Raw genomic sequence first — 24,599 nt, 5'->3', positions numbered from 1 at the left:
TGTGGGGCGGGCATGCGGGCGTTCCCCTGAGGTCTCGCTCCGTGTCGAGGGTGCTGGGAAGAATGGTCCTGACCAGTCGGCTGTTCGGTCTGGTCAATGAGGCCCTTCTCCAAGCGCTCGCTCGCCCTCTCGCTCATCCTGCTCTCCGTCGCCGGCTGCTCAGGCGCTGGCAGTGGGACGGAGTCGTCCGACGCCCCCGGCGCCGAGTCCCCCGCGCCGTCCGAGAACGCGCCGGGCAGGACGCCCGATACGACGGGCCCCTCGCTCCCGAGCACCAGCACCACTGAGGGCTCCGCCGGGGACACCACGCCCACGCCGGAGGCCACCCCTGCCCCGCTCAGCGCGTGTGCCATGCCCGCTGGCCTGCCGCTCCAGCAGGGAAGCCTGCGCACGTGGCTCGGCACGGTGCCCATCAATGCTTCGGGCAGCGAGGGCTTCCGTGAGCCGGGTGGCACCGAGCTCACCGCCTTCGAGCGGGCTTTCGGGAAGCTGCTCGCCACCGGTCCTTCCGCGGAGCGCGTGCTGGACTTCGCCCAGCTCGGCTACTCGCTCTCCAGCTACCGCGACGCTGACAGCGGCGGCGGGTGGCTCGTGCTGGCCGAGCAGGACCGGACGCGCGGCGGCGGCACCTTCATCATCAACCTCGCGCCCGCGCGAGACTTGTGGCTGGAGACGCCGCACGCCGACTCCGACGCGGGCACCCTCCGCCAGGGCGCGGAGCAGCTCGTGGCGCTCGGCGCGCGCGCGCTCCTCATCACCGGCACCAATCGCTGTGCCGGTGCCGCGGCCAGCCCGTGCAGCGGCACCACTGGCGTCTGCGGCACCACCGGCCTGCGCGCGTCCGACGTGGCGCACTACGCCAACAACTTCTTCACAGCCGCCCACCGCGCCCTGCGCGACGCCTACCCGCAAGGCATCGCGGTGAGCGTCCACGGCATGGACGTGTCCGAGGAAGGCCCCGAGGCCGCCGTGGTCAGTGACGGCACCTCGAAGGACCGCGCCAGCTCGCTGTCCGTGCGCCTGCGCGACGCGCTCAACCAGCGCCTGCCCGCGGGCCCGCGCCGCGCCTTCTCGTGCAACGCCCCGGACGACTCCGGCAAGCACCGCGCGCTATGTGGCACCACCAACGTCCAGGGCCGCATCGACAACGGCGCGGGGGACGCGTGCTACGCCGATGCGCCTTCCGCCAGCGACCGCTTCCTCCACCTGGAGCAGGCCTCGACGCTGCGCGGCACCGGCGCCGCGGCGGACGCCGTCATCGCAGCGCTCGCCGACACCGTGCCGTGCTCACTTCCGGGCAATGGCCTGGGGTGCCCCGCCGTGGCCAGCCTCACCGCCTGTCGCTGATCCACCCGGGCACGAGGTGCGTGCACGCCGTGCGCCTACGAGGCGCTGACGCGGGCCCCCGCGCGCCCGCGCGATTCCCCTTCTGCACGTTTTGACGGTGGCTCTGTCCACCGTCCGGCAGTCGAGCGCGTGTCGTCGGTTCCCTGGCCGACGATTGGCTCGTCCGTGAGGGGTCTTTACTAGCCGGTGAGAAGACGCTCCTTAGCTTGGCGCGGAGCGACGTCATGGCGCTCTTCTCCACATTGACCCTGTTCCCGGCCTACAGCCTCGACACCTCCATTCTGGCGGCGGTGCTCGTTGGCGTGCTCATCCTCGCCCTGCTCACCGAGACGTTCGGGTGGGTGTTCGTGGGCCTGGTGGTGCCTGGCTATCTGGCCTCCGTCTTCGTCATCCACCCCGAGGCGGGCGTCACCGTCGTGGCGGAGGCGATGCTCACCTACGCGCTCGCGCTGGCGCTCTCCGCGGGCATGAGCCGTACAGGCGCCTGGAGCGAGTTCTTCGGAAGAGACCGCTTCTTCGCCATCGTCCTCTCCAGCGTGCTGGTGCGCGCGCTGAGCGAGGCGGTGCTGCTGCCCCACTTCGGCCGGTGGCTGGACGCCCAGTGGGGCACGTCGTTCGCGCTGGACCGCAGCCTGCACAGCATCGGCCTGGTGCTGGTGCCACTCACGGCCAACGCCTTCTGGAAGCTGAAGCTGCGGCGCGGACTGTGGCAGGTGGGCGTGCCGGTGGTCCTCACCTACGCGCTGCTGCGCTTCGTGCTGCTGCCCGCCACCAACCTGTCCTTCTCCAGCCTGGAGCTGATGTACGAGGACGTGGCGCAGGACTTCCTGGCCAGTCCGAAGGCGTACATCATCCTGCTCACCACGGCGCTGCTGGCCGCGCGCTTCAACCTGAACTACGGCTGGGACTTCAACGGCATCCTCGTGCCGGCGCTGCTGGCGCTGACGTGGCTGGAGCCGGCCAAGCTGGTGGCCACGCTGCTGGAGGTGCTGCTGCTGGTGGGTGGCACCCGCGCCCTGCTGGCGATGCCGGGCCTGCGCACCCTCAACCTGGAAGGCCCCCGGAAGACGGTGCTCGTCTTCTTCCTCGGCTTCGTCGTGAAGTGGGGCATCGGCTGGGCGCTGGGCGGCCGCGTGCCGGGGCTGAAGGTGACGGACCTGTTCGGCTTCGGCTACCTGGTGCCCACGCTGCTGGCGGTCAAGATTCTCCAGAAGCAGGCCGTGGCCCGGGTGATGCTGGCCACGGTGCACACGTCGCTGGCGGGCTTCGTCGTGGGCAGCCTGGTGGGCTTCGGCCTGTCGCTGGTGGAGCCCCGCCCGGCCACCGCGCTGACCGCGGAGACCCTGACGGCGCGGGCCCCGGGACTGGGCCTGGACAAGAGCCCCCTGGGCGTCATGGCGCTGGCGCATGCCACCGCGCGCGAGAATGACGCCAGCGGTGTGCCGCTGCGCCGGCGCAACGGAGAGCTGCGCCAGTACGTCGCGCTGTGGCGCGCCGCGGGCGCATGGCTGGAGTCCGGGGACCTGGAGGCGGAGCGCACGGTGCGTGAGCGCGCCCAGGCCCTGGGCCTGGAGCTGCGCCCGCTGGCCACCCCGCCGGGAGCCCCCGCACGCTTCGCACTGGTGGAGCGCGAGCGCCTCGAAGGGAAGCTGGGCTGGGACACCGCCGTGCTGGTGCCGGGCGCTCCCGGGCCCGTGCTGGAGGTGCCCCGTCCGCTGACCGAGGCTCCCAGTGCCGAGGCCGCCGCCACCCTGTGCGAGCGCGTGCGGTGCCGCGCCATCATCGCCAGCGGCGTGGACACGTCCGCCGCCGGACTGGTGACGGGTGACGCCCTGAATGAGCCGGACGCACCCCTGCGCAGCGCGCACGTGGCGCTGTCCGCGAGCGAGCGCGTCCAGGTGCGCGCCGACACGTCGCTGGCTCGCGGCGGGGCACTGCTCCACGTACCCGGCGGGCAGACTCCCGAGTCCTTGAAGTCGCTGTGGCCCGGAACAGCCACCACCGACGCGGCCCCGCCCGAGCCCGGCCTGTCCTGGGGCGAGGCGCGACTGAGCGTGCTGCGCGCGCACCCGCATGACCTGGCCACGGTGGCGCTGGAGGGCCTGCCGGAGCTGCCCGCGCCCCTCACCCAGGTGCAGGTCCGCTCCGCGCTGCTGTCACCCGAGGAGTCCGCGCCGTACGCGGAGGGCGCCGCGCCCCAGCCCACCGACGCCGAGCTGCTGGTGCTGGAGCAGCAGGTGGCCGCGCCGCTGCTGGGCAATGGCGGGGCGACGGTGCCGGAGTCGCTGCACGCGCGCTGGGCCTCGGCCATGGCGGGCCTCATGGGCATGGTGGTGAGGCCCGTGGAGGACTGCGCGGACACGGGCCCCTGCTGGTGGGTGACGGACACGGAGGGCAACTTTGGCCGCGCGGGCGCTTCGCTGCTGGTGCGCCCCGGCACGGGGACGCTCGCCTTCGGAGTGCCCGTGCCGGACCGCGAGCAGGGCACGCTGGCCGTGGCGCTGGAGGCGTGGCACGAGGCGCGCGCCCGTGCGCTGGTGGTGGCCACGCCGGAGGGCTCGACGGGGGCGCTCCATGCGGCCACCCAGGGCCACCTGCGCACCACCTTCCAGGCCTTCCACCAGGCCGTGCACCGGGCGCTGCCTGAGGGAAGCGGCCTGGTCCTCCAGGTGCGCGGCTTCTCAGGCCGCCCGGCCGTGAATGCCGACGTGCTGGTGGACGTGGGGGGCCCGGTGCTCCAGCCGGGGCAGCGTCCCGCGGACCTGGAGCGGCTGCTGGCGAAGAGTGGACCGCTGGGGTGGCTGTCCTCGCGCGTGCGCTACCACGATGGTTCGCCGGAGCTGGCCGGCCTGTCGGACGCGAGCCCGCAAGCGGCCTTCTCCCGCACCTTCGGCGGCGCGCACACCGCCACGCTGTGGCTTTCCGAGCCGCTGCGCGGCGCCTTCGTGGGCCCACGCCTCGTTGCCTCGGAGCTGGCCCTGGCGGGGCTGACGCGGCCGGTGCCAGCCGAGGACTCGCCGCTCCAGGCGCTGCTCAAGCCGGGCCTGCGCGTGTCGTCTCGGCCCGCTCCCGCCGCGCTTCAGGAGCGCTTCGCCGCGCTCACCGCGAGCGCCGAGCGCTACCTCTTGCAGCAGAACGTGCATGAGCTTCGGATGCTCGCCCGGGCGGGCCGCGCCGGGCCGGTGACGCAGTCGGTGCGCGCGGGCTACAGCGCGTCGCACGGACTGCCCTGGCTGGTGGTGGAGGCGCGCCAGGGCCGGCACGTGCTGCGCGGCGTGTACTTCCTCCAGCAGCACCCGTCGCCGCTGAAGCGGGTGGAGCTGGTGGCCGGAGTCGAGGGGCTGGAGGCCGCCGTGGACGAGGCGCTGCGCCACCGTCGCCCGGTGTTGCTCACCGGAGAGCTGACGTCCGTGGAGGGACGCCGATGAAGACGAAGTCCCGCGCCCTGCTGGCCCTGGTGGGTCTGGCTGTCACCCTGGCGCTCATCTATGCCGCCAGCGCGAGCGTGGTGCGCAGCGCCGGCTCCACCGCCGCAGTGCGCGACGACAAGTTCGCCCGCGCCGAGCGGCTCGTCTTCTACCGGCTGACGGCGGGCGAGGAGATGCGCGTCAAGGTGCCCTCGGACGCCGAGGAGCTTCGCGTCGTCACACACCTCATGCTGCCGGACGGCACCACCTACGGCCCCGAGCGCCAGTACCAGTACGGCCTCAAGCTGCTGCTGCGCGACCCGGCCCAGGTGCTGCTGGAGAAGCCCCTCTTCACCCGCACACGGCAGAGCAAGGCCCAGCCCCAGGAGGACGGCACCTGGCTGCAGGAGAGCGCCTTCGTCACGGACCCCAACGTCCAGGTGACGGACGAGCGCGAGTTCCTCGTCCGCCTGCCGCCGCCGCCGCGCACGAAGAATGCGGTGATGTACCTCAAGCCGGCGGGCACCCACGGCACGCTGCTGGTGCGCGTGTACGTGCGCACTCAGCGACGGCTGCCGCTGCTCTCCTCGCAGCGCGTGGCCGACCAGCGCGCCGAGGAGCGCGTGGAGCGAACCACCTTCCTGCCCTTCGAGAAGCTGTCCGCGGAGACGCGGCACAAGCTGGCGGAGGAGAAGTGGGAGCGGCTGAGCGCGGAGGGTGAGGCCGGCGCCGACTACTTCATCGAGCCCGTCTACCGCACCCCGTTCCGCCTGCCGCTGGTGGAGGTGGCCGAGTCCGCGCAGGAGCGACTGGGCGCGGGCGGCGCGGTGGCCCTCAACGTCAACGGCCCCACGCAGGCGGTGCTGTGGCTGTGGAGCACCACGCCGGACACCGAGGGCGGCACGCCCACGCCAGCGGGCCCCGTCACCGTACGCGCACTGGGCCCCACCGGGGCGGAGCGCACCTGGGAGGTGCCCGCGCTGGGCAGCGGCGCTCCGGTGTCCCATGTGCTCGACGTGCCGGAGGGGCTGCACACGCTCTCCATCCACAACGCGGGCACGGAAGACCTGCGCTACACGGTGGAGGGGCCCGCGGGAGCGTGGCTCGCTCCGTCCGAGCTGCGCGCCACCATCCAACCCGATGCGCGCATCGCCTGGCTGCCCGACACGCGCCGCACCGAGGCGTTCGTCACCGGCCCCGGCTGCGCCACGCTGGAGCTGGAGGTCGACGCGGCGATGGACCCGGCCGGGCGTCTGCTGCGGCTGGACGCGCGGCGGCTCGGCGTCACCGGCGCCGCTGACGAGAAGCCGTCCGACGTGCTCCTCACGGTACTGGACGCGCGCGGCAAGGTGATGGGCCAGACGCGCATGGACGTGGTGCCCCAGCCCGCGAGCTTCGAGAGCGCCGACGTGCCGCGGCTTCCGGGACAGCGGCTGCCGTGCTCGGAGGGACTCGCGGCCACGGCCGACGCGGGCACGGGTGAGGTGACGGACCGGCCGACGCCGGTGTCCGTGCCCACCAGCGCGCGGGTGTTCCTGCCGGCCGGGGCGCGCAAGGTGCGCCTGCACGCCTCGAAGCCCACGGCGGTGTTCCTCTCCACCTTCCTGCCCGCGCAAGGCGGACTGGCCGGCCTGGCGCCGTACCTGGAAGAAGGGCTGCAAGGGGTGCGCTGGCGCAACGCGCCGCTGGAGAAGCGGAGCTGGCACCCCATGCGTCCGGCCAACGTGACGGAGCTGACCCGACGCGGGGCGCGGCTGGAGCTGCTGAGCCAGGTGCGCCTGGAGCCCGAGGGCCTGGAGACGGTGTCGCCGCCGCCTTCCGGCAACACGGTGGTGCTCAAGCCCCTGGGCAGCCCCGACACTCAGGAGGTGCTGGAGCCCATCCAGGGTGCCGGCGACGCGGCCCGCGCGCTGTCCACGCTGCTGACGCCGGGGCGCGCGGTGCGCACGCGGTTCGACGCGCGCTCGCCGTCGCGGCCGGAGCTGCGCCTGTCGCTGGAGGGCGCGGAGGGGCTGGGCAGCGAGGTGGAAGTCATCCTCAACGGCGAGCCGGTGCACCGCTGGACGCTGCGCTCCACGCGCACCCGGGAGCTTCTGCCGCCACTGCCGCCCGGTGAGCACGAGGTCATGCTGCGCACCACCGCAGAAGGGCTGACGGCCACGCTCAACCGGCCGCCTGTCGAGGGCAGCGGCCTGGGCGCTCGCACCGTGTACCGGATGGACGGCGAGGGCCTGCGCGTGCCCGTGCGCAAGCCGGGCGTGGGCGCCGTCACCGTCAACATCATCGTCTACACGCAGCAGCCGGAGAGCTCCGCGCAGCAGCAGCTGTCCGTGGTGCTGGACAACGGCCAGCCGCTCCGCCGCAGCGGGGTGCTGCTGCCCCGGGTGACGCGCGCGACGCGTGTGCTGCCGCTGCCCCGCTCCACCAAGGCGCCGGCCACGCCCGCGGGCCGTCCGCAGGCACGGTGGTACGCGCGCACCGTGTCGGTGACGCTGGGCGAGGACCTGGCGCCCGGTCTGCACCAGGTGCGTGTGGTGCCGCAGGGCCTGGGCGACTCGCCGCTGTGGGCGCGCTTCTTCATGTTCGGCCACGCCGAGAGCAACAGTGTCACGCAGGAGTGGAACCGGAACGGCTGGGAGCTGGAGGACGCGCTGTGAGTCGCTGCCTGCCGCGATGGGCCGCACGCTGGCTGGCGGCGGGCGCACTGGTGGCGCCCGGGCTGACACCGCTCGCCCTCGCGTCCGAGCCCGTTGCCACGCCCACCGCCCTTCCCGCCTCCGGGACGGCTTCCCGGCCCGCCTCCTCGCCCGCCACCGGGGCGGCTTCCCGGCCCGCATCCTCGCCCGCCTCCGGGGCGGCTTCTCGGCCCGCCCCGACGCCCGCCACCGGGGCGGCTTCCCGGCCCGCCCCGACGCCCGTGTCGGAAGGCACGGAGACACGCACCCGTCGCGAGGAGCCGACCCAGGCCACGCCCCGAGACAGCACGGAGCAGGACGAGGAGACCCTGGGAACAGATGAGGATGCGTCGGCCTCGCGCGAGCAGGGTAAGAAGACCCTGGGCGCGGAGGAGGACGCGTCGGCCTCGCGCGAGCCGGACGAGAGCCCCGCGCGGCCCCGCTCCGCGAAGGGGTGCGGCCCCGATGCGCGCTTCGCCGGGCTGTGGCCCGCGGTGAAGGACGTGAAGTTCCACCCCACCACGCTGGAGGAGCGGGCCGCCTTCACGAAGCTGCTGCCCGCGCTGCTGAAGGCGGCGCCGGAGCGGAAGACGCCACCGGCGGGCCTGGAGCAGGTGGCGGCCTCCGTGGGCTTCCGGCTGGAGGTCTGGGAGGGAAAGCAGGACACCTTCTGGGTGCTGCGCGAGAAGGCCGAGCGGCTGCGCGGCGCGGGGGCCTACGTGGTCCGTACCGGGCCCGCCACGGAGGACGTGGTGCAGGTGCCGCATCCCTGGTTCGACCGGGGCACCGAGGACATCGGCGTCGGACTCTTCGCCTGCGCGCCGGAGGGGCTGCGGCCCCGCCTCTTCATGACGGCCACCGCGCACCGCTACCACGGCAACCCGGGCGAGACGCCCGAGGACCCGGAGCATCCGGCGGACGTCGCGCACAACCCGGACCACCTCTTCCAGGAGGTGACGAACCTGGTGGCTCGCACGCTGTCCATGCCACGCGTGGTGCAACTGCACGGCTTCGGCACCGCGAAGGCGGCGGCCGGGCAGCAGCGGGACCAGTCGATGACCGCGGTGGTGAGCTCCGGCACGCGTCAGCCCACGGCCTGGGCTCGGCGGGTGTCGCAGCGGCTGGTGAAGGTGTTGGGTGAGGGGGTGCGCCTGTATCCGGAAGGAGCACAGGTGCTGGGCGGGACGCAGAACGCCCAGGGACGGCTGCTGCAGGCGTACGAATGCGCGCACTTCCTCCATCTCGAGTTGTCGGCCCAGGCGCGCAAGTCCCTCACCTCCGGGGAGCGGCTCGCGCGAATGGGGCACGTGCTGTTCGCACCCTTGGAGGACTGAGCGCCGATGTATCCGCTTCGACGCCGCACACGACTCGTCTCTCTGGCCGGCATGCTCGTCATGCTGCCGGTGGCAGTGCTCGCCGCCTCCTCGCCGGAGACGCTCCGGTCGGTGGAAGGACTCAGCTGGGAGCCGCGCCCCGTGCGCGCCCCCGTTCCCCCCGCCGACGTGCGCGCCACCGCGCCCTATGTGCCGGACGGCGTGCCACAGGTGACGGGCGCCGTGGAAGTGGGCCCCGAGCGAGGGGCCGCGCTGTGGCTGGGGCCGCTGGACGTGGCTCGCGTCACGGGCGCGCCCGGCACGCTGCGCTTCGTGCGTGTGCCCACGGCGGACGCGGAGGGGCCACACCTCAGGGTGGAGGAGGAAGGCGTGCCGGAGAAGCCCGGCCGCTGGTACCTCGCCGAGCCCATGGGGCCGGGCAGCATCTGGCTGGTGACCGCCACGAAGCCGGGCCGCGTCTGGGTGGAGCGCCCCCTGCCCTACGTGACGGGCCACACCGACGAGGCCATGCGCGAGGCGCTGCTGGGCTGGGTGGCCGGCACGAGTCCGCGTCCGCCACTGCCCTTCCAGGCGTCGCTGCGCACGCGGCTGGAGCTGGACGCGGAGCTGGAGGCCGCGCTGGCGGAGGGCGTGCCGGAAGACGCACCGCTGCGTGGCGCCCTGCGTGACTGGCGCAAGGCCGCCGCGCTGCGGGAGTGGACCCAGGTGTCGCCGCTGCGAGGGGCGAGCCTCCGCGTCTCCCATCCCCGTCCGCCCGGCGCGACGGTTTCGCTGGAGGGTATGAGCGCGCCCTGGGTGCGTCCCGAGCAGGGCACGGGAAGCTGGGCGGTGGAGCTGGAAGGCCCCGGCGTGCTGGCGCTGGAGGCGCGTCCGCTGCTGCACGGCACGGAGACGCCGCCCGTCGCGCTGGAGGTGCGCAGCGAGGGCATGATGCTGGCCCGCGCCGACGTGGCGCCGGAGCCCGCCTGGGTGGATGGCGCGTCCGACGTGGCACTGCCCGAGGACCGCAGGCCTCGCGTGCTCCCCAGCGGGGAGCGGGTGGGCGTCGAGGAGGAGCTGCGGGTGGCGCTGCGCCCGGGAAGGCACGCCTACCGCGTGCACTGGGACGGCAGCCCGGTGCTGCTCCGCGCCCGCGTGGTGTCCCGCCGTCCGAAGCTGGGCGAGGCGCTGGCGAACGAGGCGCACTGGCATGACTACGCGCGGAAGGCCTGGGACGCGGTGAAGGCGGACAGCTCGCCCCGCGCCGCGCTGCTGCGTCGGCAGCTCGCCACGCTGGCGCCGGAGCTGGCCTCGGGAGAGGCCTCGCTCATCGCGGTATATAATGATGCGGGGCTGCCTCCCCTGCTCCGTGCCCTGGTCGCCGTGGACGAGGCGAGCGGTGAGCGCGTGTCGGAGGCGGTGAAGGCCCTTCGCGCGCTGGAGGGGCAGTCGGCCACCACGCCGCTGGCCTGGCACCTTCGGCTGCGCGCGGCGCGGCTGCTGCTGGACAGCCGGCAGACGGACGAGGCGCATGCGCTGCTGGGCACGGCGCCCGCCTTCCCGGAGCCGGGCTGGCTCGCCGCCGAAGCCGCCGGGCTGGTGGCGCGGCTCCCGCTGGGAGACCCGCTGCGCAGTCGCGAGCTGGCCGCGCTGGAGTTGGCATGGCGCGCCGAGCCGCTGTCGAACGAGATTCGCCGCCGCTACCGCTCCGCGTGGTGGCGCGCGAGCCGGTGGACGCGCGTGGTGCCCGCGCCGGAGGAGGACGCGACGGCCCTGCTGCCCACGCGCTGGCTGGACGTGCAGCGCGTGGATGAAGAGGAAGGAACGGCCTCGTCTGGAGCGCTCTGGCCACTGGCCTCGGGCGCCGCTGTCCGCGTCCACGCCAGCGGCCCGGCCGAGGCGCCGACGCTGCTGCGTGCCTACGTCGTGACTCCGTCCCGCTCGGGCGCGCCGCTGGCGCTCCGCGTGGGAGAGCACGACTTCCCGCTGCTCCCGCTGTCCGCGGTGGAGCCGGTGGAGATTGCCCTGCCGCCCGGTGACCACACCGTGCGCCTGAAGGGTGGCGCAGACGCGCGGGCCTTCCTCTCGCTGCGGCCGGCCGAGACAACACGCACCGTGGAGGAGGTGGGCTACCTCCGCACGCAGTGGCCGGTGCGCGTGGGCAAGAAGGCGGTGCGCTTCCGCGTCCCGGACGCGAAGCTGCCCACGCCGGTGCGCCTGCAGCTGCGCGGGTTGGGGGACGTCTCCCGGCCGGTGACGCTGCGCATGCACACGGACGTGGGGCGGCCCCAGAAGCTGGTGCTGATGCCGGGCCGCTCGGGCTCGCTGCACCACGCGCTGGAAGGCGCGGAGGGCACGTCGGGCGCGCCGGTGTCCGCGGTGGTGGTGCTTCCGCCACTGGCGCGGGAGGTCTGGTTCGAGGTGGAGGGCAAGGCCACGCCGCTCGTCGCCTCGCTGTCAGTGCGCCGTGGCACCGCGGGCTCGCTGGACGCGGTGGCCCCGGCCGTGGCTGTCGCCAGCGCGTCGGCGATGGACACGCTGCTCACCCTGTCGCGGCGGCTGCGCGAGACGCCGGACGACCTGGAGCCCCGGCTGTCCCGTGCGGAGCTGCTGCTGTCGCTCCAGGAAGAGGGCTTCGCCCGCGCGGACGTGGTGCCTCTGCTGAAGGACCAGCAGCGGCTGTCGCCGGAGCAGTCCCGGCGCCTGCTCGCGCTGCTGGGCCGTCTGCAGGACGGCGAGAGCGAGGGCCTGCGCTTCGGCCAGGCCCTCACCGAGCCCATGCTGGTGTCCCCCGCCTTCTCCGTGCTCCCGGGCGCGGCGAAGGAGGACCTGACAGCGCGCGTGGCGAAGGCCCGCGAGGTGGGCGCGAAGCGCGCGCTGGAGGCGCTGACCTCCGAGGGCACCGGCTCCGTGGCGAAGCGCTACCTCAAGGCGCGCTGGCTGGCGGCGTCCGGTCAGGACGAGGCGGCGGCGCTAGCGCTGGTGGCGCTGTACCGCGAGACGGGCCTCCCGCAAGTGGGCCTGGAGGCGCTGGGGCTGCTGGAGCGTCTGGAGTCGTCGCCGAGCGCATGGCGGGAGGGCGGGGCCCCGCTGGGCGCCGCGCTGGCCGCGCAGCTGGAGGGCTGGGCGGACCACCCGCGCGTGCGCCGCATGCGCGCGCTGGCGGGCCGCTGGACGCGCTGGGAGCGGCTGCGCGACGCGGAGCAGACGGCGGGCCTGCTGGACGCGCTCGCCGAGGGAGACCCGGAGGAAGCCGGCACGGAGGACTCGGTGCGCAAGGCGCTGCTGGCGCCACCATGGCCGCTGGAGCAGGGCCGGCTGCTGCCCTCGGGCCGGGCGCGCGTGCTGAGCATGGACGTGCGCGAGGCGCGTCCCGTCGGTGCCCAGGTGCTGTGCGGCTCCACGCCGCGCGTGGGCGTGGACGGCCCCCGGCCACCGTGCACCTTCGCGCTGCGCGTGGATGGCCGCACGGTGGTGGAGCAGCAGGTGGAGGATGGAAGGACGGCGCTGCTGACCTTCGTGATGGACGTGCGCGGTCGCCACCAGGTGGAGGTGCTGCACGCGCGCAACGAGACGCCGGCCCTGGGGCTGGTGCGCTTCGTGGACCCGTCTGTCGCGGGCCGCGACTCGGCGCCACTGTCCTCGCAGCAACCGCTGACGATGCTGCGCAGCAAGCCGGGCACGCCGGTGGTGATGACGGTGCTCGGGCCGGGCGCGCTGCGCATCCAGGCGCGCGCGCTGTCACCCCAGGCCGGACGCCACGTGCTGCTGTCGAGCGTGGTGGTGCCCACCGGAGAGGGCACGGGCGGCGCTGGCGCGGCGGACGCGCAGCCGGTGCGCCTGGGCCTGCCGGAGGAGACCGACCCCACGGTGCGCAACGTCTCCGTCCCGGTGGGCCGAGCCGGAGAGACGTGGCTGCTGCTGCCCGACAAGGGCCCGCACCAGGTGCGCCTGGAGTCGCCCGAGGGCGAAGCACTGGTGCGCGTGGAGCTGGGCGTGGTGGAGGCGCCGGACGCGCCGGCCGGGCGCTGGTGGGAGCAGTCCTCCTCAGGACTGGAACCCCTGCCCTGGCCCGCGCTGCCGCCGCGCCTGTCGCTGCTGCCGGAGGGCGTGGCTCCCGCGGAGTCTCCGCGCGGCCTGGGCATGATTTCGGCGGAGCTGGCCTTCCGCCGCGAGGAAGTCGAGGAGGGTGAGCTGGTGGACCGCCCGCTGCGCTCGGGCATGGAGGTGCGCCTGGGCCTGCGCCGCGAATTGGTGGAGGAGCGCATGTGGCTGCGCTTCCAGCCGGAGGCGCGCTACCCGGTGGGCCAGCCCACGGTGTTCGGCGCCACGACGGGCCTGTACGTGACGCGACTGCCGCTGAACCTGCGGCTGAACGTGCAGGGCTCGCTCTTCAGCCAGTCGGTGGAGAGCACGCTGCGATGGAGCGCGCGCGGCCGGGCCTCGGTGGACCGTTGGGTGCGGCTGAGCCCGGACCTGGGGCTGGTGCCGTCGCTGGGGCTGGCGATGGAGAAGTCACACGGTGGCTCGGCGGTGGACGCGGGCCGCTACGACCAGAGCGTGTACTGGCGGTACGGAGAAGACCACCCGCGCCGGCTGATGCCGCGACTGTCGCTGCGCTGGCAGCCGTTCCAGGACCACGTGGGCACGGCGGGGACGTATGCCACCACCAACGCGGACCTGGGCACGCTGGACCACGCGGGCGGGCAGCTGAAGTGGGCGGCGCTGCTGGGCGGGCCGCTGCGGGGCACTCGGGCGGAGCTGGGCTACGACCTGTCCTACCGCATGAAGGACGAGCACCGCTCGGACGCCTACCTGCGGCACCGGGTGGCGGGCCGGCTGGACTGGAACGTGTGGGTGGGAGCGGGCAGCCGGCTGATGCTGTTCGCGGAGGACCGGGCGCTGCTGTCGGACCCCTTCGGGTTGCAGAACGTGTTCTCCGTGGGGGCGCGCTGGGACTGGATGGGCGGCCGAGGCCTGCGGGACATCACCCCTCCCGAGGAGGAGTTCGAAGAGCTGCTCGATGGCGGACGTTCCCTCGACTGAAATGTCCTCGTCACAACGCGGTATCGCCCCCGGGCGGCATCCCTCGGGGGCGATGCATAGCTCTCCCGGCGACATGCGACCGTCGTCTGATCCGCTGGAAGACCTGCTCCTCGAGGCCCTCCCACCCCTCCACCGCCGCGTCCGCCGCGCCGTGGTGGCCCGGCTGGCGCACCGGCTGTGCGAGTCCTGTCCGCGCCCACATGGAGGGGGAGACGGACATGCGCTGTGGCTGCGGGAGGCCGTGCAGTCCCTGGTGGCCGAGGTCGCCGTGGTCGACGCCGAGTCCGCCGCCCTCACCCGCCGCTACAACGAAGCGGACGGCGAGGAGGCGCGCCGTCAGGTCCTGGTCGACCACCTCACCGAGACGGTGAAGGACCGGAAGGAGCGCCGCGAGGACCTCCGCGCGCTGGACCGGTGGATGGGGCTGGACGCGCTGCGTGAGCGGCTGGAGCGCAAGCGGCACCAGCTCCTCCAGGAGGAGGAGACGGCGCTGCGCTGCCTCACCAGCGTGCTGGGGCGGCTGGACGACGACACCCGGGCCATGCACGCGGCGGAGCTGAAGTCCCTCGCGAGCGAACTGCTGGAGCGCGCGGTGGGAGCACCCCGCGCGCAGAACCGCCTGGCCGCGCTGGAGTGCTTCCACGCGCTGGCGCGCCAGGAGCCCGAGTCGGTGGCGACGCTGCTGGAGGCTGGCGCGGAGCTGTCGGGGCTGGTGGGCCAGGAGGACGCGAGCCCCTTCTTCCAGGCGGAGGCCCTCCGGGCGCTGCTGGTGACGGACCTGCTCGCCGGGCTCGCGACGCTGCGCCAGCGCCTGCGTGGCCCCTACCCTTCCGCGAAGGACTTCCTCTTCCGCCGTCAGGCGCTGGAACTGGCGACACCGCTGCTCCCCGCTGAATACCTGCTCCCGCTACTGGCGGAGGTGGCCTCGCACGACCCGAGCGAGTTCGTGTGCATGGGCCTGTGTGACCTGCTGGCGCGCCGCGTGGATGGCCAGTCCCTCCTGCGACAACTCGCGGGCCTGGATGGGGCCACGCAGAGTCCCCGCGTGCGCACCGCCGCGGTGCTCGCAGCTGCGGAGGGCGCGCGCCAGGAAGCGCCGGTGCGAGACGCCGTGCTCGCCCTGCTGGTGGACGTGCTGAGCCAGGACACCCATGCGCTCGTGCTGCGCGTGGCATGTGAGCAGTCCGCCGCGCTGGCCGAGTCCCTAGGCGCCGGCCTGGGTGAGGCCCACACGCGGCTCACCGAGGCCGTGGCCGCCCTGCGGGTGCGCCCGGACACGGAGGGCGTGGTGCTGGAGACCGCGTCCAACGCCGAGCAGGTGCTGCGCCGCACGGCCGACCCCGCGCGGCTGGCGTGGACGCGCTACCTCGCCGGGCGCGTGGAGAAGCTCCGCCCCGGGGGCCGCACCAAGGTGACGCTGGAACCGCTGCCGGACGGGCTGCCTCCGATGCCCGAGGCGCCGGCCTGGCTGGGCGCCATCCTCGCGGACCTGTCGCGGGACGGGTACGGCCTCTACGCTGAGCGCTCGGAGACGACGCTGACGCTGTGGCAGGGAGACCGGCAGAAGCGCCGGCTGTGGCGCATCCTCCACGAGCTGCGCACGCCCGCGCCCAACAAGCGCCAGGCGTTCCAGCACACCGTCGGCCGGGTGATGCCGGGCACGCTGCGGGCGCACCCCGCGCACCTGGACGAAATCACGGAGACGGTAGTGCCGGGCGAGCGCGTGCACGTGGCCAGCCAGGGCGGCTGGGGCCGGCACCTGCCCACCGTGGACGACCTGCTGGACTTGCCCCTGCGAGCGAACGGCAAGGTGCACCTGTTCAGCAGCCACGGCACCACGGTGCTGGTGCCTCCGCCCTCGCTGGCGCGGCGGCTGCGCAACCGGTTGCGAGTAACGCGTGACTACCGCCGGCTGTCGGCGCTGCGGCTCACGTCGCTCCATGGCGAGGAGCCGCGCGAGCGCCGCCGCTTCGTGGAGCACGTGGAGAAGGACCTCGGCGTGCTGGTGCACTTCTCCCCGTACGAGGAGCAGGCGCCGGTACCCGGCCCGCTGTCCACCCTCTTCGGAGACCCGGATGAGCGCCAGGGCCCGCGCCTCCACTCGTCCGCGCTGGTGGGACTGGAGAGCGGCGTCCTGGCGATGCTCACCGAGCGCATCATGGAGAGCGAGGGCTACTTCCTCGGCACGGGCGGCAACGGTGTCGCGGCGCTCGGCATCTTCACGGCAGCGCTGTTCACCGTCTTCCTCGGTGAGACGTACGCCAAGCGTCAGCGGGTGCGGAAGGCACGCGCGCAGGTGCCGCTGTGCATCGGCGGCTGGGGCACGCGCGGCAAGTCCGGCACGGAGCGGCTGAAGGCAGCGCTCTTCACCGGCCTGGGCTTCGACGTGTTCGCGAAGACGACGGGCTCGGAGGCGATGTTCGTGCACTCCGCGCCCGGCGGAGCGCCGACGGAGTTCTTCATCTTCCGTCCGTACGACAAGGCCACCATCTGGGAGCAGAAGGACATGGTGGAGCTGGGCGCGCGCCTGGGCACGGAGGTCTTCCTCTGGGAGTGCATGGCGCTGCAGCCCAACTTCGTGGAGCTGCTCCAGAACGACTGGATGAAGGACGACGTGGCCACGCTGACCAATGCGTACCCGGACCACGAGGACATCCAGGGCCCGGCCGGCATGGATGTCGCCACCGTCATCACGAAGTTCATGCCGAAGGGCGGCAAGGTGGTGACGACGGAAGACCACTTCCTGCCCCTCTTCCAGCGCGCCGCGAAGGACGGCGGCACGGCGCTGCACCACAGCGCGTGGTGGGAGGCGGAGCTGATTCCGGAGGAGCTGCTCGCGCTGTTCCCCTACCGCGAGCACCCGCGCAACATGGCGCTGGTGGCCACGCTGGGCGAGCAACTCGGTGTGCCTCGCGCGTACGCGCTGGCGCTGATGGCCGAGCACGTCCAGCCGGAGATTGGCGTGCTCAAGGTCTTCCCGAGCGCGAAGGTGCGCGGGCGGAAGCTGACCTTCATCAACGGCCACTCGGCCAACGAGCGCACGGGCTTCCTCAACAACTGGCGCCGCACCGGACTGGACACGGTGGAGCCGGAGACGCAGGCGGACCGCGCCGTCATCACCGTCATCAACAACCGGTGGGACCGTGTGTCGCGCTCGGAGGTCTTCGCGCGCATCATGGTGGAGGACGCGGCGGCGGACCGGCACGTCCTCATCGGCACCAACCTGGAGGGCCTCCAGAAGTACGTGCGCGACGCGCTGGACCGCTTCCTCCAGCGCACCGAGGTGGTGGCACAGGAGGACCTCGTCGCGGGCTCGGATGTCAGCCGTCCCGAGGCCCGCCTGACGCGCGAGCTGGCGCGACTGAAGATTCCCCGTCCCAGGCCCGAGGCCTTCTTCGAACGGCTGGGGCTCTACGCGAAGGGCGCGGGGCTCACCGCGGTGCGCACGCCGGAGCTGGTGGCGGCGGTGGACTCGGCGCTCGGCGCCCACGATGACGAGCTGGCCGTGGCGCGGGTGCGCTCCGCCCTGGAGCGCGAGGTAGGGCCGCTGCTGGATGCGGCGCTGCGCGAGGCGCCGGTGCGGGAGGACGCGGCATCTCCCGAGGTGCTGGCTCCGGCGACGAAGGACGAGGTGCGCGAGCACGCGCTGTACGCACTGGCGCGGCTGGTGGTGCACGCGCGGCTGCGGCGCGCACTGCCCGGCGCGGGCGGGGACGGCGACGCGGAGGCGGTGGCGGCGTTCCACCGGAAGTTCCGCGACGCCTACCGGGACCTGTACCTGGAGCAGCTCGTGCCGGTGAACGACGCGGGGGCCACGGGTGACCAGGTCATCGACGCGTGCGCGCGCGCCGTCCCGCCGGGGCTGAGCGTGAGCATCATGGGCGCGCAGAACATCAAGGGCACGGGCCTGGACTGGGTGTACCGGTGGCTGGCGCTGGACCGGGTGGGCTCGGCGCTGGAGACGCTGCGGAAGGGCTCTGAGGAGTCGCGGCGGCGCGCCCTGGAGTCGCTGGAGACGTTCGCGGACTGCGGCCTGGTGGACTCGGGGCTGGCACGGGTGGCGCTACCGCGGCTGGCGAAGCATGCCCAGACTCCGGAGGAGGCCGAGCGGATGCGGCGCCTGGCCGAGCGGGCCCGGGCCACGCACGAGGCGAAGCTCGCGGCGCTGCGGCACACGGGGACTTCGACGTTCATGCAGTCCGTCACACGCAAGGTGGAGAAGGTCTTCGACTACCTGGACAGCGTGACGCGGCGGCGGCTGAGCGAGCTGCTGCTGGAGGACCTGGTGGCCGGGCGCGTCTCGCACGCGCGGGCGGCGCTGGAGACACGCAAGCTGTACGAGCGTCAGAAGGGCGGCTGGCTGTTCTCGGGGTTCGGCAAGGCCAAGCCGGAGGAAGCGCCCCTGCTGCCGGCGGAGACGCAACCCACGCTGTCGGAGCCGTTGGCGCCGCAGCCGCTGCGGGACGTGTTCGAAGAAGCGTTGGAGACGAAGCGCGGCGACGTGGCGGTGCCGGTTCCCCGGCCCGCTCCGGGCACGAACACCCCGGTGGTGGCGGGCCCGAGGGCGTCGACGGAGGGGGGCCATGCGAAGCCCCGGGAAGAGCGGGAGCCGGCGGCCAAGGAGGCTCCGGTGACACGCGCCCCGGTGGACGACGCGGGGGACCCGGCGAGCTGAGCCAGGGGCGTCGCGACAACCTGAGGAGAGGACTTCATGGAGGAGCTTCCCACCCCGGATGCTCCCGGCGTCGCGAGTGTGCCCTCGGGCCCACGCGTTGGAGTCGGAGTACCGGGTCACAACGAAACCACGGCGGCCCGAAGGCGGGCGCTGTTCTACGCGCGTCAGAGCATGCGCGTGAGCGAGGTGCGTGACCTGGCCGGGTTCGACGCACTGGAGGCCGAGTGGAACGAGCTGGTGACACGCACGGACGACCAGGTCTTCTACCGGCACGAGTTCCTGCGCTGCTGGCTGCGGCACTTCGCGCCAGAGGGCCGGCTGCGCATCCTGACGGGGCGTGACGCGCAAGGCCGGCTGGTGGCCGTGCTGCCGCTGCAAGCGAAGCAGGGAAAGCAGTACGGGATGCCGGTGCGGCAGTTGCTGTCGCTGACGAACAAGCACTCGTGCCGCTTTGACTTGCTGGCGGAGGACCCGCGCCGCGCGGGAACGGCCTTCCTGGCGCACCTGCTGAAGGACGCGAGCTGGGACGTGCTGCGGCTGGCGGACGTGCCCGAGGGAGGCTCGGCGTTCGCACTCCTCGCGGTGGCGCGCAGGGTGGGGCTGCCCTGCGGGACGTGGCAGAGCGCGCGCTCGCCGTACACAGTGTTACCGGAGACGGTGGAGGCATGGCAGCGCGAGCGAGGGCGGAAGTCGAAGCCGCTGCGTCGGCGCAGGCGCCGGCTGGAGGAGCGTGGCCGGGTGACGCTGGAGCGGATGACAGGCGGCGAGCGACTGGCTGAGCGGCTGGCGGAAGGCTTCGCGCTGGAGCGCAGCGGCTGGAAGGCGGAGCGCGGGACGGCGATTGCGCAGAGCGCGCGGCGGCTGGCGTTCTACTCAGACCTGGCGGACGTGGCGGCGAAGGCCGGGTGGCTGGGGCTGTACTCGCTGCGGCTGGGCAAGCAGGCCATCGCGTTCCAGTACGGGCTGGAGTACGGCGGCCGATACCTGGCGATGAAGCCCGGCTACGACGAGCGCTTCGCGGAGGTGGGTCCGGGGCAGCTGCTGACGGAGGGGCTCATCCAGGACTGCATCGGCCGAGGGGTGACGGAGCTGGACCTGCTGGGGGACGACGCGCCCTTCAAGCGGGAGTGGACGGACACGGTGCGACCGCACCACTGGTTGTTCATCTACCGGAACTCGCTGAGGGGCCGGGCGATGTACCGGGCGAAGTTCCGCTGGGCCCCGGTGGCCCGGAGAATGGTGGGGAAATGGGTCCGACGGCGCTGACCTTCTATTGGGCCGCGAAGCGGCTGAAGACGTGGGGTGTGCCGGTGCTGCCGGAGGTGGTGGCGGCGGTGGGCACTCGCATGCACCAATGCCACGTGGACCTGGAGTCGCGGCTCCATGCGAGCGTGGAGCTGGGCTACGGCGGCATGGGCGTGGTGGTAGCGCCCGGCGTGGAGATTGGAGAGGGCAGCTTCCTCTCGCAGAACGTCAGCGTGGAGCCGGAGCCCGGAGTGCCGGGAGCGCCCCGGATTGGCCGCAACGTCTACGTCGGCGTGGGCGCGCAGATAGTGGGCCCGGTGACAGTGGGTGACGGGGCGGTGATTGGGGCGGGCGCGGTGGTGACTGCGGACGTGGCGCCCGGAGCGGTGGTGGCGGGCATTCCCGCGCGGGAGCTGAAGCGGAAGGTGGTGTGACGGGCCTGAGGCGTCCGTTCAATCGACGGAACCGGTAAGCGTCAAGGGAGTTGTCGCGTGAGAGCGTTCAGCCGGTGCGCGTCATCTCCTGCACGGCCGGGGTGAGGTTCGGAGAGGGGCCGAGGCGCACGGGGCCCACCGGAGCCCAACCGCACTCGCGGGGTGAGGAGTCCAACACTCATCCCTCTATGAAGATCAGACCCCGCCGATCACGTCAACCGAGCCCCGGGTTAGGTTCCTTCGACTAGTGCGAGTAATTCCTCGGGCTCCAAGCCCTGCCACTCATACCGGAGGCGCTGTTCGTCCGCTTGCTGCACTGCGAGCTTCAGTCCAGACTCCTCCGGCAGGCACTCCGAGATCCTCCGGACTGCGGAGACCGCAGCCTGGGTTCCTCGCTGTTTCAGATTGCCTAGCAGCGCTTGACGTAGCCCTGTGATCTGGAAGGCCTGCACGTTCCTGTTATCTGCGGGAGGGAAGCGCCTCTTGAGCCAGACATAAAGCTCCGCGATGGAGTTCTCGTCGAGCTCTTCCGCCAGTTGCAGTTGCTGTTCCCGCTGCACCCTATAGACCTCGGAGCGCATGAGGAGTTGCACCCCGAACGCCGGATCTGCCTGCATCAAGGGCCAGAGGTGTGGCCAGGCGGCCCGCAGGGACGTGTTGAGCAGCGAACTGCCAGCTTCGAGTCTCTTCTCTCGCGCCGCTTCATCGACCGCAGCACTCGAGGCCCACTGCAGCGCCTGGCCGAACGCCTTCGGGCTTCGGGGCACAAGCTCGTTCAGCAGCACTCCCAGAGCCGATGGCTCCATTGGCACGCCAGCGCACAGCCAGTCCACCAGTGCATCCACAAGGCGCTGGTCCCACAGACGCGCCAACTTCTCGAGGAGAGTGTCGACGCTCAAATTCTTGCTGGCTTTGTCCAGCCACATCAGCACAGCCGAGATGAACGCCTCGGGGGCCCTGACATAGGCGTGCGCAACGAGGGTATCTTGGACTGCCTTTTCTTTCGCATCCTGCTCCCAGGGCCAATCGACGACGAGTGGCCCCCATCGAGTCCATTGCTCCGTCGGCCAGCTAGCGAGTACCTCTGACTTCTTTGCCAGCAACAGGCAAAGCGCCCGGTAACCGGCAGTGGCCCAACGGTGGGACTCCCCAGTACCGAACCACTCGACTGTGCGGGGCTCTCCGTCCTGCAGGTAGCGCTCTGCGGCGGAGATGCAGCGGGCTCGGAGGTTCTCATCGAGAGCTTCCCAGCCCGGCAGTACTGTGAGGTTCGCCTTCAATTCATCGTCAGTCTGCCACCCGCGTTCCCTGACCCGGCTCCGAGCCAACTCCAGGCTGATGCGGTACCAGGCAATCATGTCGCCAGCCTCGAACCTTTCGAGCAGGTGCCTTACGCGGTCCTGGCTCGGAGGCTGATGCGCTTGTTCATCGCCGCGCTTTTGATTCCAGCTCTCGCGCTGCTTCTGCCGGGCTCGCAGGCTGGCGGCTTGGGGAGACCCAAGCTCGACCGCGTCCAGGCACCACGAGAACTGTCGTGAGAGAGAGGGAACTCGCTGCCGTACCTCCAGGATGAGGTCGACATGTTCCAGGTTGTCCAATGAGAATGCGCTCTCGATCAGCTTCAACCAGCGTTCGTGAAGCTGAGGATCCGCGATCTGCTCCAGTTGCTCGGTCAGCCAGCGAAGGTCGTCATTGGGGATGAACGGCTCCTTGTCGATCAACCAAAGTCCCGGGCGTTCAAGCTGGCCTACCAACTCCTGCACCAGCATTCGCCGCTTGTCGGGCTCAGCCAGTAGTGGGGCAGGCGTTCGCCTGCCATACGGTGCGTCCCCGAACAAAGACCTATGCTGCTTTAACCGGCTCAGGACCGAAACACCGAACTCCGGCAACACGCCCGGCGCATCAAGATGTTCCCAGGCCTTGCGGAAAATAGCCTCGACCAGTGGATCGAAATAGCGACTACTTCCCCGGCTCCTCCCCCAGCGCAGTGCCACTGGCAGGTCCTCGGATTTGAGATGTTCCGTTACGTCTCTGTAAAGAAAACCAGCATAGGCTCCGAAATGATGCGTATTTTTCGGTGCCGAGAGGAGTTCGAAGAGCTCTTCGGCGGAGAGGTACCCGGGCCACATCACATGCAGGACCCTCGCCGCCAGGTCCTTCTCGGGATCACCTTCGGTACGCAGCAGAGGCCTGAGGCTCTCGAAAACCTCTTGATTGCCCATGGCACTCATCGCTTCGACACTTGCGCACCGGATCTCCAGGCTTTCTGATTCATCCAACGCCATCTGAAGCAGGTCTCCCAACAACGAAGATTCTCCGCATTCTCCAGCGATGTTGATCGCAATTACGCGAGCCAGAAAGCTCTTGCTCCGATTCTTGATGATGGAGGTCAGCTGTAAGCCGAGAGAAGGGTGCTTCAAGACGTCATATCTGTGCCGTAGCACAGCTTCGAAATCAGCGACCTCCTGCCTGTTGAGCTGCTCCAGCAACGACTCGACCAGCCTTGCCTTCAAGGCCGTGTCGATGGTGGTTACGGAACTACGGAGTAGGAACTCGGGGGCGATGGGGATGAGTTCCTGGAAGAACTCAGGGCTCATTCCTGCAAGCCAGCTCACCATTTCCTGAAGCGAGGGGATGATACGGAGCTTCCCGCTTGTGTCCGGCCGTAGGAGAAGCTCCTTGAGCTTGGCTGTGGTCACCCGCCGGGTGACCAGGAATCGAGCCGCGAGGAACTCAGGGAAGGTCCAATGGCTCCAGGTTACGAGCCGCTCGCCCGTTCCTCCGGTGAACAGCCCCGTCTGGAGGGTCTCCCGGATATGCTCAGGCATGACCGGGACTGGCTTCCCTCCAATCTTCTCATGGCCGTAGCTCAGTGCACCGAGAGTGGCGGACTCTTCCGGGGCACGACTCTCATCTTTTCCCAGGTACATGGACGGACGCTTGCAAAGCAGGGTCACCGCCGCGATCCGCTCCGCCAGCCGCAGGCGATGCGTTGACGGAAGCTTGCCATCGGCCTTCGATGCGGCTCGGTCCAGGCTGACCTCTTCGCAAAGACGCAAGCATCCCTTTTCATAGAGTGCGCGCAGGCTATCTGGCAGCCGCCGATCGTCTTTGAACGCAGAAATCAGTAGCTCGAGCGTGATTGGTTTGATGGCCAGCGGAACGGCGTCCCGCTGCGTGACTGCCTTCAAAAGCGCCTCGGGGTCGAGACCCTCGATCCGAGCGGCCTCGGCGACATCGACCCGCCGCAACGGTGCTATTTCGTAGGCCCCAAAGTGTTCTTTGCCCCAAAGCTCCGGCAGTTCATGACTCAGCAACTCGGGCCATTCCGCCGTACGGCACGCGAGCCGCAGCCGCAGCCGCTTCACGGGGCAACGTCCGAGTTCCGTCAGCAGGTTCCGGGCAATAGCTTGTATATGAATCAGGCATTCATCCAGGCTGTCCAGGAACAAATTCAGAGTGCCTTCGGAGTTCCGCCACGCCAGGAACTCCGCGGACTGGAAGAGGTGCTTGTCGAGCAGGGCTTCGGAAGTGCATTCCTTCAAGTCCACTAGCAGGTTCTGTGACGATTCGTCGTCACTCCCCTGGAACAACCCGGAATCAATCAACTTCAGGGCCGTGCTCTTTCCCGTGCCGGGCTCGCCCAGGAGCACAAGGCAGGGCAACTTGGAGATGGATTCGAACGGAACGATATTCGGGTTCCAGCCCGTCCAGTCGTCACTCTCCGGATCCGGGAGGAAGCCGTTGAACGAGAGTCGAATCGTTTCCCCCCGCGGGAGCCAGAAGCGCTTCCCCCTGTGGCGAATGTCTGACATCGGAGTGCGCCTACGAGAGGACAGCCCGAGCGCCCCCGCCACCGAGTCGAGCTGCGTAATCGGGTCATCGTCATGGGGCACTTCCTGGAACTGGGAGAGGAAGTCCGCGCCCGCGAAGGCTCCGGGTTCGCCCAGTCGGAGGGGGAGGATCCGGAGCGGACCTGACGCCGCATAGCGCTTCCGCGCCAGCTCGATCTCCTTCAGCACCCACTCCGATGTGACTGACGCAGCCGAGAGCAGCACCAAGAAGTGCGTGCTCTGCTCCATCAGTCCTTGAACAAGGTGCGGCTCCCATTCCGCCCCCACGGGGATGCTACGGGGAGCAATCCAGACCTTGGCACCGCGCTCACGAAGGCCCAGCTCGAGACTGCGGGCAAGGGCTGCGTCGCGCGGATCGCGTGTCGTATGCGAGATGAAGACCGACGGAGTCGAAGCCATGTTTACCGGAGCCTGGAGGAGCACTTCAGGCAAAAGATACCCCACGACGCAAGGAGTGGGAGCCCTGCTGGACAGGCTCGGGGCACTTCCGGTCAGATACCCTGGTCCCTCTGACCGAGGGGGAGATCAACGCGCGGGCTGCCGCGTGTTGCGCAGGTATGAGGGCGCACGCGTGAAGCCGATGCGGCGAGACGTCTCACCGAG

9 protein-coding genes are annotated in these 24,599 nt (G+C 71.3%); 8 read left to right on the top strand and 1 reads right to left on the bottom strand.

Annotated elements, in window-relative coordinates; genetic code table 11:
- The first annotated feature begins 96 nt into the window (after positions 1 to 96).
- The 8 genes from G4D85_RS08665 (at position 97) to G4D85_RS08630 (ending at position 20,142) form a co-directional block, all read left to right on the top strand.
- On the top strand, positions 97 to 1,347 hold the full coding sequence (locus tag G4D85_RS08665; protein WP_164009927.1) for a hypothetical protein: 1,251 nt from the start codon (positions 97 to 99) through the stop codon (positions 1,345 to 1,347).
- 224 nt (positions 1,348 to 1,571) lie between these two features.
- Positions 1,572 to 4,775: a poly-gamma-glutamate biosynthesis protein PgsC/CapC gene (locus tag G4D85_RS08660; protein ID WP_164009925.1), complete on the top strand. Its 3,204-nt coding sequence runs from the start codon at positions 1,572 to 1,574 to the stop codon at positions 4,773 to 4,775.
- Positions 4,772 to 7,411 (top strand): hypothetical protein, encoded by a 2,640-nt coding sequence (locus tag G4D85_RS08655; protein ID WP_164009923.1) that lies wholly within the window; start codon positions 4,772 to 4,774, stop codon positions 7,409 to 7,411. Before G4D85_RS08660 ends, G4D85_RS08655 begins: the two co-directional genes overlap by 4 nt.
- Before the next feature lie 260 nt (positions 7,412 to 7,671).
- Positions 7,672 to 8,763 (top strand): hypothetical protein, encoded by a 1,092-nt coding sequence (locus G4D85_RS08650; protein WP_164009921.1) that lies wholly within the window; start codon positions 7,672 to 7,674, stop codon positions 8,761 to 8,763.
- Positions 8,764 to 8,769: 6 nt separating this feature from the next.
- Positions 8,770 to 13,788 carry a hypothetical protein gene (locus G4D85_RS08645; protein ID WP_164009920.1) on the top strand — a complete coding sequence of 1,673 codons (5,019 nt, stop codon included), beginning with the start codon at positions 8,770 to 8,772 and terminating at the stop codon, positions 13,786 to 13,788.
- Between the two features lie 73 nt (positions 13,789 to 13,861).
- On the top strand, positions 13,862 to 18,463 hold the full coding sequence (locus tag G4D85_RS08640) for a hypothetical protein (RefSeq protein WP_164009918.1): 4,602 nt from the start codon (positions 13,862 to 13,864) through the stop codon (positions 18,461 to 18,463).
- A 171-nt stretch (positions 18,464 to 18,634) separates the two neighbouring features.
- Entirely contained in the window at positions 18,635 to 19,729 is a 1,095-nt protein-coding gene (locus G4D85_RS08635) for a GNAT family N-acetyltransferase (RefSeq protein ID WP_240359184.1), read from the top strand.
- Positions 19,711 to 20,142 carry a serine O-acetyltransferase gene (locus G4D85_RS08630; protein ID WP_164009914.1) on the top strand — a complete coding sequence of 144 codons (432 nt, stop codon included), beginning with the start codon at positions 19,711 to 19,713 and terminating at the stop codon, positions 20,140 to 20,142. The genes G4D85_RS08635 and G4D85_RS08630 overlap by 19 nt, the downstream gene beginning before the upstream one ends.
- A gap of 230 nt (positions 20,143 to 20,372) precedes the next feature.
- Here the strand turns inward: G4D85_RS08630 and G4D85_RS08625 are convergent, their stop codons facing one another.
- Positions 20,373 to 24,395 carry a TIR domain-containing protein gene (locus tag G4D85_RS08625; protein WP_164009912.1) on the bottom strand — a complete coding sequence of 1,341 codons (4,023 nt, stop codon included), beginning with the start codon at positions 24,393 to 24,395 and terminating at the stop codon, positions 20,373 to 20,375.
- Positions 24,396 to 24,599 lie beyond the last annotated feature (204 nt).

The organism is Pyxidicoccus trucidator (assembly GCF_010894435.1).
GTDB classification, from domain to species: Bacteria; Myxococcota; Myxococcia; order Myxococcales; family Myxococcaceae; genus Myxococcus; species Myxococcus trucidator.
This window is presented reverse-complemented; position numbering and strand designations above follow the sequence as displayed.